The sequence below is a fragment of the Nocardia sp. CDC160 genome, assembly GCF_035818795.1.
GTDB lineage: Bacteria > Actinomycetota > Actinomycetes > Mycobacteriales > Mycobacteriaceae > Nocardia.
Map to the genome: position 1 here is coordinate 86403 of NZ_JAYKYT010000011.1, position 16046 is coordinate 102448.

Genomic DNA, 16046 nt, shown 5'->3' on the forward strand with positions numbered 1-16046 from the left:
TATATGAGCGCTCGGTCCGGGGATAGCGGAGAATATGCGCGTGACCAACTCGAGCGCAGAACCGATCCTCTCCTACCTCACCGATATGGACGGCGTCCTGGTGCACGAGAACCACATGGTGCCCGGGGCCGACCAGTTCCTCGCCGAACTGCGCGACAACGACATCCCGTTCCTGGTCCTCACCAACAATTCGATCTACACCGCGCGCGACCTGCAGGCCCGGCTCAAGCACACCGGCCTGGAAATCCCGGTCGAGGCGATCTGGACCTCCGCGCTGGCCACCGCGACCTTCCTCAACGAGCAGCGCCCGGGCGGCACCGCCTATGTGGTCGGTGAGTCCGGTCTCACCACCGCGCTGCACGAAATCGGCTACATCCTCACCGATTCCGATCCGGACTACGTCGTGCTCGGCGAAACCCGCACGTACTCTTTCGAAGCCATCACCACCGCCATCCGCCTCGTCGCGGCGGGCGCGCGCTTCATCGCCACCAATCCCGATGCCACCGGACCCTCGCGCGAGGGCATCCTCCCGGCCACCGGCTCGGTCGCGGCGCTGATCACGCAGGCCACCGGCAAGAAGCCGTACTACGTGGGCAAGCCCAATCCGCTGATGATGCGGTCGGCGCTGCGCCGCATCGGCGCGCACTCGCAGTCCACGGTCATGATCGGTGACCGCATGGACACCGATGTGATCGCGGGCCTCGAGGCGGGCATGCGGACCATTCTGGTGACCACCGGCATCTCGACCCCGGCCCTGGTCGAGCAGTTCCCGTACCGCCCGACCACCATCCTGCCGTCGGTGGCGGCCCTGGTCGGCAAGACCAAGGATCCGTTCGCGGCCTAGCCGAAACCCGGTCGGACCGTACCGAATCGGTCAGGCCGCATCGAATCGGTCAGGCCGCGTCCGTCGCGTCGCCCTCGAGCGCCTCGAGGGCGGCCGACAGATCCGTCAGCGCGTCCACGATGCGGGCCAGTTTCTCCTTACCCAGCTGCGCCGTCAGGCGTTTCGCCATGGCCGCGTGCTGCGGATCAATCCGCCGCACCGCGTCGTGACCGGCCTCGGTGATCGCCACCAGCTTGGCGCGGCGATGCGCCGGATTCGGGCGGTACTCGGCAAACCCCTTGTCCACCAGCAGATCCGCGACCCGCTGCACGCTCTGCCGGGTGATGCCCATCTCCCGCGCGATGCCCGCGACCGGTAGTGGCTCGTGCAGTACCGCGCCCAGCACCTGCCACCAGGCCACGGTGATTCCGGCGGGTTTGGCCAATTCCTCGGCGACGGCCAGGAATTGACCGTTCAGCTTGAAGGTGGTGACCGCCGCGGTAGCGAAGAGCTGCTGCTCGGTGCGGGTCGGCTCGGTGCGGGTCATCGCGCCTCCGCGGCCCGCTGCTGCTCGTACTCGTACAGCGCGTAAAAGCCTGCCGGATCATTGTTTCCGTACAGCTTGTACCAGGCCTCGAGTACATGCGGCTCGAAAATGCCGAGGCGAGCGAAGATCTCGCGGGCGAAGTCGACCGGACGGGTACCGGTGGCCGTGATCAGATCACCGTCGGTGACCGCCGTGGTCGACGCGACGTAGTGCTCGCCGCCCGAATACCCGGAGTAGCCGAGGTATCCCGGGTCATTGCTGGTGTGCGCGCGATCGTCGAGCAGCCCCTCTTTCGCCAGCCCGAACGTCGCGCCGCAGATGGCGGCGACGGGGACTCCGGCGGCCAGGAATTCGCGGGCCTTGCGGGCGAAGGCGGTGATCGGACTCTGGGGATCGAACTCGGTACCCAGTCCCGGGAGGATCAGCATGGCGCTGTCGGCGGGCTTCAACTCATCGAGCACGAGATCGGGCAGCACCCGCATGCCGCCCATCGAAGTGATCGGCTCCGGGCCCAGGGCAACGGTTTTCACCTGCCAGGTCCCGGGGTCCCGATGCCACAGTTCGCGATTGATGTGCGCGGTCGCGTGCCCGACCTCCCAGTCCGAGAAGGTGTCGTACACGGCCATGTGGACTGTTTTCAGCATGACAGTATGCTGTCATATTTGACAGCATACTGTCAATGCCTGCTCGATCCCTCCGCCGTCATGCGACCTCACGGACCGCGTCGGCCACGGCGCGGAAGTCCTTGCGCAGGATGTGATCATGGTTGCTGGCGACCTTCGCACTGATCTTGATGTGCGGATTGCGTTCGCACGCACCGGCGACCGAGGCGCGGATCACCTCCTGTTCGTCACCGTGGCTGCCGAGGGACGAGCCCGAGGCGAGCACGAACCGGGTGGGCACCGTGATGTTGTCCAGGACCGGCCCCAGGACCGCGGCCCGCGACAGCTTGCCCAGCTCGATATTGCTCTCGGCCTGCTGCGCGGCGGTCAGCTTCGGGGTCAGGCCCGTCGGACGCAGCAGCGCGGTGATGGGGGCGAGCCGCTTGAACAGCTTGCGGATGCGCGCCTCCATGGCGTCGTCCAGCCAGTCGTGCGGCATGGCACCGTCGACCAGCACCGCGCCGATGGCCCGGTCGGGGTTGCGATTGGCCCAGTGTGCGGCCACCAGCGCGCCGTACGACCAGCCGATCACGATCGCCTTCTCGACGCCCCGGGCGGCGAGGACGGCGTCGACATCGCGGACGCACGCCTCGAAGGAGTAGTCGGCGGACTTCAGCGACTTCTTGCCGCGCGCCCGCTCGTCGTAGGTGATGTGGCGGAAGCCGTCTCCGAGCTCGGCGATGACCTTGGCCCAGTAACCCTGGGTGGCGAACTGGCCGTTGAGGTAGATCACCGGGATGCCGTCGCCGCCGGTGTCGGTGCAGAACAGGGCGGTGTCGTCGACCGGAATCATGCCGGACCAGGTGGTGGAGGAGGAAGCGGAGGAGCTGTTGTTCTTCGTCATGCCGATAACTTTCGGCGGGTGGCCTGATATCGGGCTGACACCGACCTGACGTCTCCCCTGACATGGAAAAAGGGCCGGAATCCACTGGATTCCGGCCCTTTTCGACGATCGATGGATCAGCTCAGCGCCTGATCCAGGTCGCCCAGGAGGTCTTCGACATCCTCGAGGCCGATGGAGATGCGCACGACGCCATCCGTAATACCCACGGCCGCACGGCCTTCCGGACCCATGGCGCGGTGCGTGGTGGTGGCCGGGTGGGTGATCAGGGTCTTCGCGTCACCGAGGTTGTTGGAGATGTCGATGATGCGCAGCCGGTTGAGCACCTCGAAAGCCCGCTTCTTGGCCTCGTTCTCGGCGGCCTTCAGTTCGAAGGTGATCACCGTGCCGCCGCCGGACATCTGGCGCTTGGCCAGCTCGTACTGCGGGTGCGAGGACAGGAACGGGTACTTCACCCACGCCACCGCGGGATGGTTCTCGAGGAACTGGGCGATCTTCAGCGCGGAGTCCACCGACTGGCGCAGGCGCAGCGGCATGGTCTCGAGACCCTTGAGCAGCGTCCAGGCGTTGAACGGGCTCAGCGCCGGACCCGTGTGGCGCATCAGGTTTTTCACCGGACCGTCGATGTAGTCCTGCGGTCCGAGGATCGCGCCGCCGAGCACACGGCCCTGGCCGTCGATGTGCTTGGTGCCCGAGTACACGGTGATGTCCGCGCCCAGGTCGAACCCGCGCTGCAGCAGCGGGGTGGCGAAGACGTTGTCCAGCACCACCTTCGCGCCCGCCGCGTGGGCGAGGTCGGAGACCGCGCGCACATCGGTGAGGGTCTGCATCGGGTTGGACGGGGTCTCGAAGAAGACGGCCTGGGTCGGCACCGACAGCGCCTGCTCCCACTGGTCCAGATCCTCGCCGTCGACGAAGACGGTCTCCACGCCCCAGCGCGGCAGGATCTCGTTGGCCACCACGAAGCAGGACCCGAACAGGCTGCGCGCCGCCACCAGTCGGTCACCCGCGCCGAGCAGCGCGCCCAGCGCGGTGAAGACCGCGGACATGCCCGACGCGGTCGCGAAACAGGCTTCCGCGCCGTCGATCAGGCGCAGCCGCTCCTCGAACATGGCGACCGTCGGATTGCCGTAGCGGGAGTAGACGAAATGCTCGATATCGCCGGTGAACGACGCCTCGGCCGCCTCGGCGCTCTCGTAGACGAAACCCGAATTGAGGAACAGCGCCTCGGAGGTCTCGTCGAAGCCGGAGCGCCGGGTGCCGCCGCGCACGGCCTGGGTGGCGGGGCCGACGCCCTCGGGCAGCGGCTTGTCGAAAGAGCCACCGGTGATCATGACTGGTTCCCTTCGGAAGAGCTGGGGGAGCTGGGCGAAATCACGACTGCCGCCACGGCAGGCCGTCGGCCCGCCAACCGGTGGCACCGCGGTGGCCCTGAGCGTCCAGCGCGCCCTCGAAACCGTCGACCACATTGAACGACGGCGTGATGCCGACGGTGGTGGCCGCGGTGGCCGCGCCGATGGAGCGCTGGCCCGAGCGGCAGATGAACAGGACCGGGGCCTGCGAATCCGGGTTCCGGTCGGCGAGAGCCTGCTTCAACTGGTCCACGAACCGCGCGTTGGGCGTGCCGGTGGCGTCCACCCATTCGATCAACGCGGTCGGGCGGCCGATGCCGCTGGTGTCGGGCACGCCGACGAATCGCCATTCCGCCTCGGTGCGCACGTCCACCAGCACCGCATCCGGATTGTCGCGCAACAACTCCCACGCCTGCTTCGGCGTGATGTCACCCGCGTAGCTCACCTGTACCTCCTGTGAATCCGCACTTGCCGCACCGCTGCTCGATGCGTGGCCAGGTCGTCACCCGGAGCACCCCACCGCGGAGGAGGGTTGCCGACCAGCCAGCCGGGGCTTGGCGCTGGTACTCATGACCTGGGATGAGAGTGCCGAAAAAACCGGTGTTGTGTCAAACCCCCGGTCGGTCTTCGGACCATGTCACGAACCGCAGACCAACCACCGGGAATTCTCCTTGGTGAAATGCCAAGTCGAGGTCGACTGCGCGCCGTCCACGCTGAAGGTGACCTGCGCCGTGGCCTTGTCACCGTCGACGACCGGATCGTCGATCCGGTCGAAGGTGATGCCCTTGCCGCTCGTGCCCGCGATCTTCAGCGGGGAGTTGTTCTCGTCGAATCCCTTGCAGGCCACGGCCGGAACGAACTTGCCGGTGTCGTTACGGGACTTGATGAACTCGCCCGCCGCCACCGAGAGGCGATCGCGATCTGTGACATTGTTCTCAACCGGCGACAGCAGGGTCGCGATCACGATGCCCAGGATCACCGCCGCGATGACACCCGCCGCGACCAGGAACGGCCACATGCTGCGGGTCTCGTTCTGCTCGATCGGAATCGACGTCTCCTCGACGGTCTCCTCGGCATCGCTCATGGGTAGATCATGCCTGGCGTTCCCGCAGTTTCCCCGCCCGCGCGCGGGGGCGTCCGTGCGCCATCGATAGAATCAGCAGAATTTCCGCTCCGGTGCGGGAATAGCAAGACCACGCAGCAACGCTGCAGCGTCGGGGGCCAACGAAGGTCGCCGAGGCCAGGGCGTCAACTTAGCCTAAGCTAAGAACGACGGCTAAGTTTTGACGGCAAGTTAGTTTCGACCCAAAGGGTGCGCGGAAGAATGACCGAACAGAGTGCAGCGACCCGCCCGCTACGCATTGCGATCGTGGGCGCGGGCCCGGCCGGTATCTATGCCGCCGACGCCTTGATGAAGTCCGATGCCCCGGCCGGGTTCGACGGGGTGAGCATCGACCTCTACGAGCGCATGCCCGCACCGTTCGGCCTGATCCGCTACGGCGTCGCGCCCGACCACCCGCGCATCAAGGGCATCATCACCGCCCTGCACAAGGTGCTCGACAAGGACCAGGTCCGCCTGCTCGGCAATATCGACTACGGCACCGACATCACCCTGGAAGACCTGCGCCAGTTCTACGACGCGGTCATCTTCTCCACCGGCGCCAATGCCGACCGCGCCCTGGGCGTTCCGGGCATCGACCTCGACGGCTCCTACGGTGCCGCGGACTTCGTGTCCTGGTACGACGGACACCCCGACGTGCCGCGCACCTGGCCCCTGGACGCGGAGAAGGTCGCCGTGCTCGGCGTCGGCAATGTCGCCCTGGACGTGGCGCGCGTGCTGGCCAAGACCGGTGACGAACTGCTGCCCACCGAGATCCCGCCGAACGTCTACGAGGGCCTCAAGGCCAACAAGGCCGTCGAGGTGCACGTGTTCGGCCGCCGCGGCCCGGCCCAGGCCAAGTTCACCCCGCTCGAGCTGCGCGAACTCGACCACTCCCCGACCATCGAGGTCATCGTCGACCCCGAGGACATCGACTACGACGAGGGCTCCGAGGCCGCCCGCCGCCACTCCAAGCAGGTCGACATGATCTGCAATACCTTGGAGCAGTGGGCCATTCGCGATGTCGGCAACCGCCCGCACAAGCTGTTCCTGCACTTCTTCGAGAACCCCGCCGAAATCCTAGGCGACGAGAACGGCAAGGTCGTGGGCCTGCGCACCGAGCGCACCCAGCTCGACGGCACCGGAAACTGCAAGGGCACCGGCGAATTCAAGGACTGGGACATCCAGGCCGTGTACCGCGCGGTCGGCTACCTGTCGCAGAACATCCCGGCCCTGCCCTTCGACGACCAGGCCGGAACCGTGCCCAACGAGGCCGGACGCGTGCTGGTCAACGAGGACGCCGACGGCAAGGACCGCTACGAGCCCGCCACCTACGTGACCGGCTGGATCAAGCGCGGCCCGGTCGGGCTCATCGGCCACACCAAGGGTGACGCCAACGAGACCATCGCCTGCCTGCTCGACGACGCCGCCGACTTCGTTCCGGCCCCCAAGCCGGAACCCGAGGCCGTCACCGAATTCCTCGAGGGCAAGGGCATCCCGTTCACCACCTGGGCGGGCTGGTACCGACTCGACGCGCACGAGCGCGCCCTGGGCGAGCCGCAGGGCCGCGAGCGGGTCAAGGTCGTGGAGCGCGAGGAGATGCTCGCCGCCTCCGAGCCCGACAAGGTGTCCTGACCAGTACCGGACAAGGTGTCCTGACCAGCGCGAATCCGCTTGCCGGACAAGGTTGTCCACACTTGTCACCGTTCTGAGGCATGCTGATCAACGTGTTCGATGCCCATCTCCACATCTTCGACCCGCGGTTCCCGCTGTCGGAGAACGAGGGCTACCTGCCCGACCCGTACACCATCGCCGACTATCGCAAGCGCATGTCCCGCTTCGATATCGACGGTGGTGCGGTGGTCAGCGGGTCGTTCCAGGGCACCGATCAGAGCTATCTCATGGCGGCGCTGGCGGCGCTCGGCGAGGGCTGGGTGGGCGTCACCATGCTGCCCGTCGACGCCACCGACAAGCAGATCATCGAGTTGAACCGGGCCGGGGTCCGCGCGATCCGGTTCAATCTCAAGCGGGCGGGCGGCGATATCGTCGGGCTGACCATGCTGGCCCTGCGCGCCTACGAACTGGCCGGTTGGCATGTGGAGCTGTACATCGACGGGTCCATGCTGGGCTCGCTCGAACCGGTCATCACCAAGCTGCCGAAACTGTCCATCGACCACATGGGCATGTCCGACGAGTGCCTGCCGTACCTGCTCAACCTGGTCGACCGGGGCGCCAAGGTGAAGGCCTCGGGCTTCGGGCGGGTGTCGATGAATGTGGGTGCGGCACTGCGCAAGATCCACACCGTCAATCCCGAGGCCCTCATGTTCGGCACCGATCTGCCGGGCACCCGGGCCGGGCGGCCCTTCCGCGATACCGACCTGTCGATCATCGCCGACGCCGTGGGCTCGGACCTGCATCGGGTGCTCGAGGACAATGCCCGGGCCTTCTACGGCCTGCCCGCCAAGGACCGGACGCTCGCGGAGCCGGACTCCACGCTGCGCAAGGCCTCCGGTGAGGTGCCCACCCTGCGCCTGCCCCGCTCCGAACTCCCCGCGACCCCGCCGCCGGACACCCTGCCCCTCCCGATCGTCGATCGCTGAATCCGCGTTATTGTCGTAACGTCAACACCGGCGTGGTGCGTCGGTGCGCAGGATTCGACGACGAACCGAGGTAGGGCGTGAGCACTCCATCCACCGCCAAGCAGGGCCCGCTCGCGGGCATCCGAGTAGTCGAACTGGCCGGTATCGGCCCGGGACCGCACGCGGCACTGCTGCTCGCCGACCTCGGCGCGGACGTGGTACGGGTGCAGCGGCCGGGCGGGTTTCCCGGCTTCATGGAGCGCCCGCAGTGGCGGGGCCGCACCATTGTCGAAGCCAACCTGAAGGATCCGGCCGACATCGAGAAGGTGCTCGGGCTGATCGAGAAGGCCGACGTGCTCATCGAGGGCTTCCGGCCGGGCGTCACCGAGCGCATGGGACTGGGTCCCGAGGTCGCGCTGGAACGCAATCCGCGGCTGGTCTACGGCCGCATGACCGGATGGGGACAGTACGGGCCGCTGGCCGATCGCGCCGGGCACGACATCAACTACATCTCACTGACCGGTGTGCTGAATGCCATCGGCCGCAAGGGCGAACGCCCCGTCCCGCCGCTGAACATGGTGGGGGACTTCGGTGGTGGGTCCATGTTCCTGGTCTTCGGCATCCTGGCGGCGCTGGTGGAGCGGCAGAATTCGGGTCAGGGTCAGGTCATCGACTCGGCCATGATCGATGGCGCGCTTGCGCTTTCGCACATGATCTGGGGCATGAAGGGCATGGGGCTGTGGTCCGACGAGCGCGGCACCAACCTGCTCGACACCGGCATGGCCTTCTACGACACCTATGAGACCGCCGACGGCAAGTACATGGCGGTCGGCTGCATCGAGCCGCAGTTCTACGCGGAACTGCTTCGGGGCCTGGAGATCTCGCCCGAGGGCCTGCCGCATCAGATCGACCCGGCGGGCCAGGATCAGCTGCGCAAGCTGTTCACCGAGAAGTTCAAGACCAAGACCCGCGACGAGTGGTGGGCCATCTTCGAGCACACCGACGCCTGCACCACCCCGGTGCTGACCTTCACCGAGGCCGAACAGAATCCGCACATTCAGGCCCGCACCGGCCTCATCGAGATCGACGGCGTCGTGCAGCACGCTCCGGCCCCGCGCTTCTCCCGCACCCCGTCCGGCACCCCGACCCCGCCGCCGGACGCGGGCACCCCGATCGAATCGGTCTGGGCGGACTGACCTTTCCGCACCCGGACGGACGAACGCCCCCTGTGGAATCCACAGGGGGCGTTGACTTTTCCGATGCGGCGCGGAGAACTACGGGGCGACCAGCTGGATGTCCAGCTCGATGGCGATCTTGTCGCTCAGCATGGCGTTGGGCATCCCCGGGGCCACACCGAAGTCGCTGCGCTTGATGGTGCCGGTGGCGGTGAAGCCCGCGTGCTCCTTGTTGTCCTGCGGGAAGACCTGCACGCCGCCCCACTCGACGTCGAGGGTGACGGGCTTGGTGATGCCGCCGATGGTGGCCTCGCCGGTGACCTCGAACTCCTCGGCCAGCTTGACCGGCTCCGGGACGCGGAAGGTCAGGTGCGGGCGGTTGGCGACATCGAGGATGTCGGCGCTGCGGACGTGGCCGTCGCGCATCTCGTTGCCGGTGTCGAAGGAATCGAAGTAGATGGTGGCCTCGATGGCCGCCTCGCCCGCGTCGTTCACGACGAAACCGGTCTCGAAGCGGTTGAAGCGGCCGCGGACCTTGGAAATGCCCAGGTGCTTCACGGTGAAGCTGACCGAGGAGTGGTTGGCGTCGAGGGTCCAGGCGCCGGGGGCGAGGGTCTGCTCGGAAGTCGTCATGGCTCGAGGTTAAGTGGACTGTGGTCCGGTAATCCAGGCCGTGGTTATCCGGGTATTGGCAGGGCGGGGATAACGAAACCCGGACCGGGCACTATGGAGTGGTGTCTCGTTCCGAATTCGCCGAATTCCTGATCGCGCGCCGCGCCCAGTTGCAGCCCGAGGACGTCGGCCTGCCCGCCGGTCGGCGGCGGCGCACGCCCGGCCTGCGCCGCGAGGAGGTCGCGGCCCTCGCGGGCGTCAGCGCAGACTACCTGGCCCGGCTCGAACAGGGCCGCGACACCAACCCCTCCATGGCCGTGCTGGCGGCGCTCGCGGATGCCTTGCGGCTCAACGAGATCGAGAAGCACCACTTCGGCAAGCTGGCGCTCGGCATCGAGCAGAAGGCCAAGTGCCCCTCCGCCGGGCAGGCCCGCGAACAGGTCTCGCCGACCATGCAGGCGGTCATCGACGCCCTGCATCCGACACCCGCGTTCATGCTCGGTCGCTGGCTGAACCTGCTCACCGGCAATCCGGCCTGGCGCGACTTCGCCGAACCGCTCGGCATGTTCAACGAGGAGTCGCACGGCAATTTCGCCACCTTCGTCTTCGCCCATCCGACGGCCCAGAAAACCATCCTGAACTGGGATGCCGCCGCCGACATGGCCGCTTCGGCGCTGCGCGCGGCCGCGACCCGCTTTCCGGACGACCCGTCGGTGCAGGACTTCATTACCGCGCTGAGCCGCTACCCGGAATTCGAGCGACGCTGGCGCGAACACCGGCTCACCGACTTCCGAACCGTCGTGCTGAGGATTCAGCATCCGGTGCGGGGCGAGGTGGAGGTCGAGGTTGAGACCCTGGATCCAGCCGCCGATCAGACCGTCATGATCTGGCTGGTCGACCGCCGACAGGCCCGCCAACCCGGATTGCGGCTGGTCAACGAATAAAAGCCGCAGGTTCCGGGCGTTTCGTTCCCGCTGCCCGGGCGCGTCGCGGGCACTACAGTTGAGCCATGGCTCGGAATTGGCCGATGGTCGAACGGGAGTCCGAACTCGAATCGATCAGGTCGGCGCTCACCGGCGACGACTTTGTCGGGGCGGTTCTCACCGGGGACGCGGGGGTCGGCAAGACTACGCTGGCGCGGCTGGCCACCGCCGCCGTCGGCGGCAATATTCGGTGGGTCGCGGGGACCGAATCCGCCCGGAGCATTCCGCTCGGGGTCTTCGCGCACATGGTGGGGGTGTACACCGCCCACGATCCGGTGACCTTCATGGCGGCGGCCCGCGAGGCGCTGCTCGCCGACGGGCACACCATCATCGGCGTCGACGACGCGCATCTGCTCGATCAGCTTTCGGCCACTTTGCTTTTGCAGCTGGCCATCGACAAGGCGGCGCACATCGTGTGCACCGTGCGCAGCGGGGTGCAGGTGCCCGACGCGGTGACCTCGCTGTGGAAGGACGGGCATCTGCTGCGTATCGACCTGCGGCCGTTCACGCAACGCCAGAGCGTGGAATTGGTGGAGTCGATGCTGGGCGGACAGCTCGAGGGCTTCACCGCCAACCTCATGTGGGAATCCTCCGGGGGCAACGCGCTTTTCCTGCGGCACCTGGTCGAGGGGGCGCTGGAGGCGGGGACGCTGCGGCAGGTCAATGGGGTGTGGCAGTTGCGCGGGCGCGCGGCCGTCACCTCGGAATTGGCGGCGCTGCTGGAGGATCGGGTGGAGCAGATGCCCGAATCCGTGCTGCGGGTGCTGGAGCTGCTCACCTTCTGCGAGCCCATCGATCTGGACGTGCTGTCGGAGATCGCCGGTGAGGAAGCCGTCGAGGCGGCCGAAACCCGCGGGCTCATAAGGATTGTCGAGAACAGCCATCAGCTGCTGGTGCGGTACAACCATCCACTGTTCGGCGAGGTGATCCGACGGCGGCTGGGCATCGCGTCGGCGCGGCGGCTACGCGGGCGGCTGTACTCGGCGCTCAAGGACCGGCCGATCAACTCCGCGTCCGAGCGCATCCGGTTGGCCGAATTGGCTTTGGACAGTGACAAATCGGCGGATCTCGAACTGTTCCAGTCGGCTGCATCGGATGCCATCGCGCTGGCGAATCTGCCGCTGGGCGAACGATTCGCGCGAGCGGCCGTGGAACGACGCGGCGGAGTCGAAGCGGCGGACCTGCTGGCGCGGGCCCTGCTGTGGCAAGGGCACCGCATCGAGGCCGAACGCACTCTGGCCGGATTCGACCCCGACCAGCTGAACGAGGTAGAGCTGGCCCGCTGGGGCAGTACGCGGGTATCGAACCTGCTGTGGTCCATGGGCGACGCCGACCGCGCCGACGAGGTGCTCGAATCGGTTCGCCATCGCGTGCAGAGTCCGAAAGTCGTTGCGACACTGGACGGTCTGGCCTCCGCGGTGGCTGTACACGAGAACCGGCTCGATGATGCGTTCGCCCTGGCCGAACCCGTTATGGCGAGCACCGACGCCCCGCCGTGGGCGGTGTGGTGGGCGGCCTTCGGCGGTGGACTCGCGCTGGCGATGATGGGGCGGGGAGAGGCGGCACGGCAATTCGCGAAACGCGGACATGAAGTCGAGTCGCACATCGACGGGCTCAATCGATTCATGTCCACCCACGCGGAAGTCCTCGCACTCACCTTCACCGGTGAGCTGGAAGCCGCACGCCGTTGCGCCGGAAGCAATTTCAGCTATTCCTCACCCGGCCAATACCTGGCCTGGGGCATGACCAAGATTCTGCAAGGCACCGTCGATGTCGCCGAGGGCCAATTCCCGCAGGGCATCGACAATCTCGAACAGGCACTCGCCGCCCTCACCGCCGAGGGCGCGGCGGCCTGGATGTTTCCGGCGCAGTTGCGACTGGCGGAGGCATATTCGGCGCTCGGGCGGCCCGTCGAGGCGGCGGAAGCCATTTCGGCGGCGGCCTTCCGGGGCGGGCGGCACGGAGCCGTCTACGAACCGCTGCTCGAACTGGCGCGTGCCATGCAGGCGGCGGCCGAGGGCACCGCGACACCGGCCATCCGGCTCGCGCTCGGGGCCGCCGATATGGCCGCGCGGTCGCATCAGCACGCCATCGAGGCCATGGCGCTGCACACCGCCGCGCGCTTCGGCGATCACACCGTGGCCGGGCGACTGGCGGATCTCGCGGCGCGCATCGACGGCCGTCTCGTCCAAGTGCAGGCCCGGCACGCGGTGGCGGTCGCGGCGCACGACGGGCCCGGATTGGATACCGCCGCAGCGGAATTCGAGAGCATCGGGGCATTGCTCTCGGCGGCCGACGCGGCGGCGCAGGCGGCGTCCGCACACGAACGGGCGGGCGATCGACGGCGGCTGCTGGAATCGGCGGCGACCGCGAATCGGCTGGCGGCCGCGTGCGGCGGGGCCTCGACCCCGGCGCTGCGGCAATCCGCGCAACCGTTGCCGTTGACCGCGCGGGAACGGGAGATCGCGAATCTGGTGGCGGCCGGGCTGTCGAACCGGCAGATCGCGGATCGGCTGACGGTGTCCGTGCGGACGGTGGAGGGGCATCTGTACCGGGCGTGCATCAAGCTCGATGTCACCGATCGTGAGGCGCTTGCCGAATTGATGCGCGGCGGGACATCTTCCAGCAAATCCGAGAATTGAATCTGGTAGAGCGCTTGAAAACCGCTCTACCAGCAAACTGTGGGATATGTCTCGTCGCCCACCGTCAAACTATGCAAGCGCTCGAGTGAGGCTAGAGCAACAAGCTCTCAATCAGTTAACATCCCGCATCGTGTGAACCCGTCAAGGGTCACCTCCGGGGGGAGGTCGGGAAAATCTGATGAGGGTGGTGTTTTCGGCGTGACTCGTCGGCATCGTGAAATGAATACCGGCGTGCTCCGCCACGCCATCCGTCCCGCCGTCGGCATGCTGCCGCTGGCCCTTGCCATCGCCTGCGCGTCCGTCGCCCAGGCCGTCCCGCAGCCGGGCGTGACGACGAGCCCCGCGCAGCCGGGCGGCTCGCCGTCCGCGGTGCAGCCCGGGACCACCCTCTCGCCCGCCGCGCCGCAGTCGTCCCCGCAGGTCGACTACGTGGTGCCGGAGAATCACCGGCCGATTCCGGCCGAGACCGAGCCCGCGCCCGCCATCGACTGGCAGTCGCTGCACACGCCCGAGCCGGTCGAGCCGGTCGCACCCATCGCTCCGCCGCCGCGCACCGTGCGCATCGGTGACTTCTACACCCCGGCCCCGGACGAGGTGCCGGACGAGATCCTCGAGCCGGTCAACGACTTCTCGGCCAATGCCGAGGCCTCACTCGCCACCGGGCTGCAGTCGATCGGCATCGACCCGACGCGCTCCGACAAGATCGCGGGCATGACCGCGGCCGGTGCGGTGACCGGCGCTGCGCTGCTGGGCATTCCGGGCGCGGTGGCCGGTGCGGTCGGCGGCGGCGTCGGCGGCGGGATTATCGGTGCGGGCGTCGGCGCGGCCATTGGCGCCGGGATCGGCGTCGGGATCGTCGCGGCCACCGCGGCCGCCGCGGGCATACCCACCAGCGGCATCGGTGCCGCCATCGCCGCACCCGCGGCCGTCCCCGTCATCGGCGGCGGCGCGCTCATCGGCCTCGGCGTGGGTGCCGCGGTCGGCGCGGTCGGCGGCGCGGCACTGGGTGCGGCCGCCGTCGGCATCCCCATGGCCGTGCTCGGCGGCGTCGGCGGCGGTATCGCCGGTGCCGCCATCGGCGGGGCGTTCTAGCAAACTTCGCACCCCCAATTCACCGCTCTGACATGCGAAGACATGTCGGGGCGGTGCCATGGGCAACGCCGGACCGAGGGGCGGGCGCGAATAACCGGCATCGACAGACGGTCTCCGGACCGGTGAAACGAAATATGTTCGGAAGGTGGGTGTTTCGGCGTGGGTCGTCGGCATCGTGAAGTGAAGAGCAGCGTGGCTCGACGAGCGATCGTCGTAGGCACCATCCCCCTGGCCCTGGCCGTAGGCTGCTCGACTACGAGCAACCAGCCCGCCAAGGTCGCCACCGGCACCACGACGCAATCCCCCGCGCCGTCCACCGGCACCCCGCAGCCGGGCAATACCGCTGCGCCGCAACCCAACCCGCAGCCCGGCCTCGCCGACCAGGGCGGCGCGAACACCGCTCCCGGTGTCCAGCCCGGCGCACGCCCCACCAGCGCTCAGCCCGGCGTAGCCCTCCCGGCCGGTGACCAGGATCGTCCGGGCCCGCGCCCGAGCCTGGCCCAGCCCGGCGTCACCGTCCCGAATCGCCCTCAGCCGCAGCCCCAGTCCGACTACCCCATCCCCGCCAACTTCCGCCCGATCCCCAACCACGAGGCGGCCCCCGCGGTCGATTTCCAAACCCTCCACACCCCCACGGTGGTGGACCCGGTGCTCCCCATCGCCCCGCCCCCGCGCACGGTCCGCATCGGCGACTTCTCCACCCCGGCCCCGGAACAGCTGCCCGACAACGTCCTCGACGGCGTCAACGGCCTCGCCGCCAACACCGAAGCGGGCCTCGCCACCGGCCTCAACTCCATCGGCGTCAACCCCACCCGCTCCGACAAGATCGCCGCGGGCACCCTCGGCGGCGCCGCCATCGGCGCGGGCATCGGCGCGGTGGGCGCGGGTGTGCCAGCTGCCGTCGTCGGAGCCGCAGGCGGCGCGGTCATCGGCGCCGGGATCGGCGCAGTCACGGGTGCGGCGATCGGCGCCATCGGCGGCATCGCGGTGGCGCCCTGGCTGGCCCCGATCGACGTCGCGGGCGGTGCCGCCGGTGGCGCACTCATCGGCGCCGCCGTCGGCGGTGCGGCAGGTGCTGCCGCACTGGGGATTCCGGCCGCGGTGGTCGGCGGAGTCGCGGGCGGCGTCGGCGGTGCCGCGGTCGGCGGCTTCCTGGGAGGTGCGCTCTAGCTGCAGGGCGGCCACGCCCCATCCGAACCGATCACGGTCGACGCCGACCTCACCACCATCCCCTGAAACGAGGAATTCCATGCGAAAGGCACTGCGCGCCAGCGCAATCATCGGAGCCGCCGCCGCGTGCGGCATGCTGTGCACCCAGACCGCGTCGGCGACGGTCCCCGTCGCCACCCCGGAGCCGGGCGGCGTGATCCGAATGGATTTAGCCCCGGGCGAATCCTGGAACTGCGGCGCCTGGAGCCTGCAGCCCCCCTTCGTCACCTCGGACCCCCTCACCGGCCTGGCCTCCGACCGGCCGCTCTACTTGCACCTCACCCCGGGTGCAAATGCCTGGGTCTTCTGCGAAGGCACCGCGGCCCCGTTCATCTACTACGGCCCGATCGTCAAGGCCGGGGAGTAGCGAGCCGCCCAGCAGGCGGAGATCCCCGCCTAGGCGTCCGCACCAGTCCCCTTGGTGCGGACG

The 16046-nt window shown here is 68.3% G+C and carries 16 protein-coding genes and 1 riboswitch; of the genes, 9 read left to right on the forward strand and 7 right to left on the reverse strand.

All coding sequences use genetic code 11. The features are described 5' to 3' along the window. Positions 1-85: 85 nt before the first annotated feature. Complete coding sequence (locus VMT40_RS38110) at positions 86-844, forward strand: HAD-IIA family hydrolase (RefSeq protein WP_326364610.1); 759 nt, start codon at positions 86-88, stop codon at positions 842-844. Between the two features lie 49 nt (positions 845-893). Here the strand turns inward: VMT40_RS38110 and VMT40_RS38115 are convergent, their stop codons facing one another. The 6 genes from VMT40_RS38115 to VMT40_RS38140 all read right to left on the reverse strand — a co-directional run bounded on the left by VMT40_RS38115 (position 894) and on the right by VMT40_RS38140 (position 5309). Further along, on the reverse strand, positions 894-1370 hold the full coding sequence (locus tag VMT40_RS38115) for a MarR family winged helix-turn-helix transcriptional regulator (protein ID WP_326364531.1): 477 nt from the start codon (positions 1368-1370) through the stop codon (positions 894-896). Continuing rightward, complete coding sequence (locus VMT40_RS38120) at positions 1367-2014, reverse strand: type 1 glutamine amidotransferase family protein (RefSeq protein ID WP_326364532.1); 648 nt, start codon at positions 2012-2014, stop codon at positions 1367-1369. The genes VMT40_RS38115 and VMT40_RS38120 overlap by 4 nt, the downstream gene beginning before the upstream one ends. Before the next feature lie 58 nt (positions 2015-2072). Beyond that, positions 2073-2876: an alpha/beta hydrolase gene (locus tag VMT40_RS38125; protein ID WP_326364533.1), complete on the reverse strand. Its 804-nt coding sequence runs from the start codon at positions 2874-2876 to the stop codon at positions 2073-2075. 116 nt (positions 2877-2992) lie between these two features. Beyond that, complete coding sequence (locus VMT40_RS38130; RefSeq protein WP_326364534.1) at positions 2993-4207, reverse strand: O-succinylhomoserine sulfhydrylase; 1215 nt, start codon at positions 4205-4207, stop codon at positions 2993-2995. A 40-nt stretch (positions 4208-4247) separates the two neighbouring features. Then, entirely contained in the window at positions 4248-4670 is a 423-nt protein-coding gene (locus VMT40_RS38135) for a rhodanese-like domain-containing protein (RefSeq protein ID WP_326364535.1), read from the reverse strand. 14 nt (positions 4671-4684) lie between these two features. Continuing rightward, positions 4685-4800: riboswitch (SAM riboswitch) on the reverse strand. Positions 4801-4862: 62 nt separating this feature from the next. Then, positions 4863-5309, reverse strand: coding sequence for an Rv0361 family membrane protein (locus tag VMT40_RS38140; protein WP_326364536.1), 447 nt, complete (start codon positions 5307-5309; stop codon positions 4863-4865). Between the two features lie 240 nt (positions 5310-5549). On the opposite strand from VMT40_RS38140, the gene VMT40_RS38145 reads away from it, so the two are divergent. The 3 genes from VMT40_RS38145 to VMT40_RS38155 all read left to right on the forward strand — a co-directional run bounded on the left by VMT40_RS38145 (position 5550) and on the right by VMT40_RS38155 (position 9099). Continuing rightward, the gene (locus VMT40_RS38145) at positions 5550-6959 is read left to right on the forward strand and encodes an FAD-dependent oxidoreductase (RefSeq protein ID WP_326364537.1); all 1410 of its coding nucleotides are present in this window, start codon (positions 5550-5552) and stop codon (positions 6957-6959) included. An 80-nt stretch (positions 6960-7039) separates the two neighbouring features. After that, positions 7040-7924 (forward strand): amidohydrolase family protein, encoded by an 885-nt coding sequence (locus VMT40_RS38150; protein ID WP_442790130.1) that lies wholly within the window; start codon positions 7040-7042, stop codon positions 7922-7924. A 77-nt stretch (positions 7925-8001) separates the two neighbouring features. Next, positions 8002-9099 (forward strand): CaiB/BaiF CoA transferase family protein, encoded by a 1098-nt coding sequence (locus VMT40_RS38155; protein WP_326364538.1) that lies wholly within the window; start codon positions 8002-8004, stop codon positions 9097-9099. Positions 9100-9177: 78 nt separating this feature from the next. Here the strand turns inward: VMT40_RS38155 and VMT40_RS38160 are convergent, their stop codons facing one another. Continuing rightward, positions 9178-9711 (reverse strand): YceI family protein, encoded by a 534-nt coding sequence (locus VMT40_RS38160; protein ID WP_326364539.1) that lies wholly within the window; start codon positions 9709-9711, stop codon positions 9178-9180. 101 nt (positions 9712-9812) lie between these two features. Between VMT40_RS38160 and VMT40_RS38165 the strand changes: the two genes are divergently transcribed. The 5 genes from VMT40_RS38165 to VMT40_RS38185 all read left to right on the forward strand — a co-directional run bounded on the left by VMT40_RS38165 (position 9813) and on the right by VMT40_RS38185 (position 15983). Beyond that, positions 9813-10634: a helix-turn-helix transcriptional regulator gene (locus VMT40_RS38165; RefSeq protein WP_326364540.1), complete on the forward strand. Its 822-nt coding sequence runs from the start codon at positions 9813-9815 to the stop codon at positions 10632-10634. Between the two features lie 65 nt (positions 10635-10699). Next, complete coding sequence (locus VMT40_RS38170; protein ID WP_326364541.1) at positions 10700-13315, forward strand: helix-turn-helix transcriptional regulator; 2616 nt, start codon at positions 10700-10702, stop codon at positions 13313-13315. Positions 13316-13513: 198 nt separating this feature from the next. Further along, entirely contained in the window at positions 13514-14407 is an 894-nt protein-coding gene (locus VMT40_RS38175; protein WP_326364542.1) for a hypothetical protein, read from the forward strand. Positions 14408-14599: 192 nt separating this feature from the next. Beyond that, positions 14600-15577, forward strand: coding sequence for a hypothetical protein (locus VMT40_RS38180; RefSeq protein ID WP_326364543.1), 978 nt, complete (start codon positions 14600-14602; stop codon positions 15575-15577). Positions 15578-15656: 79 nt separating this feature from the next. After that, a complete protein-coding gene (locus VMT40_RS38185) occupies positions 15657-15983 on the forward strand; it encodes a hypothetical protein (protein ID WP_326364544.1) in 327 nt (108 codons plus the stop codon). Positions 15984-16046 lie beyond the last annotated feature (63 nt).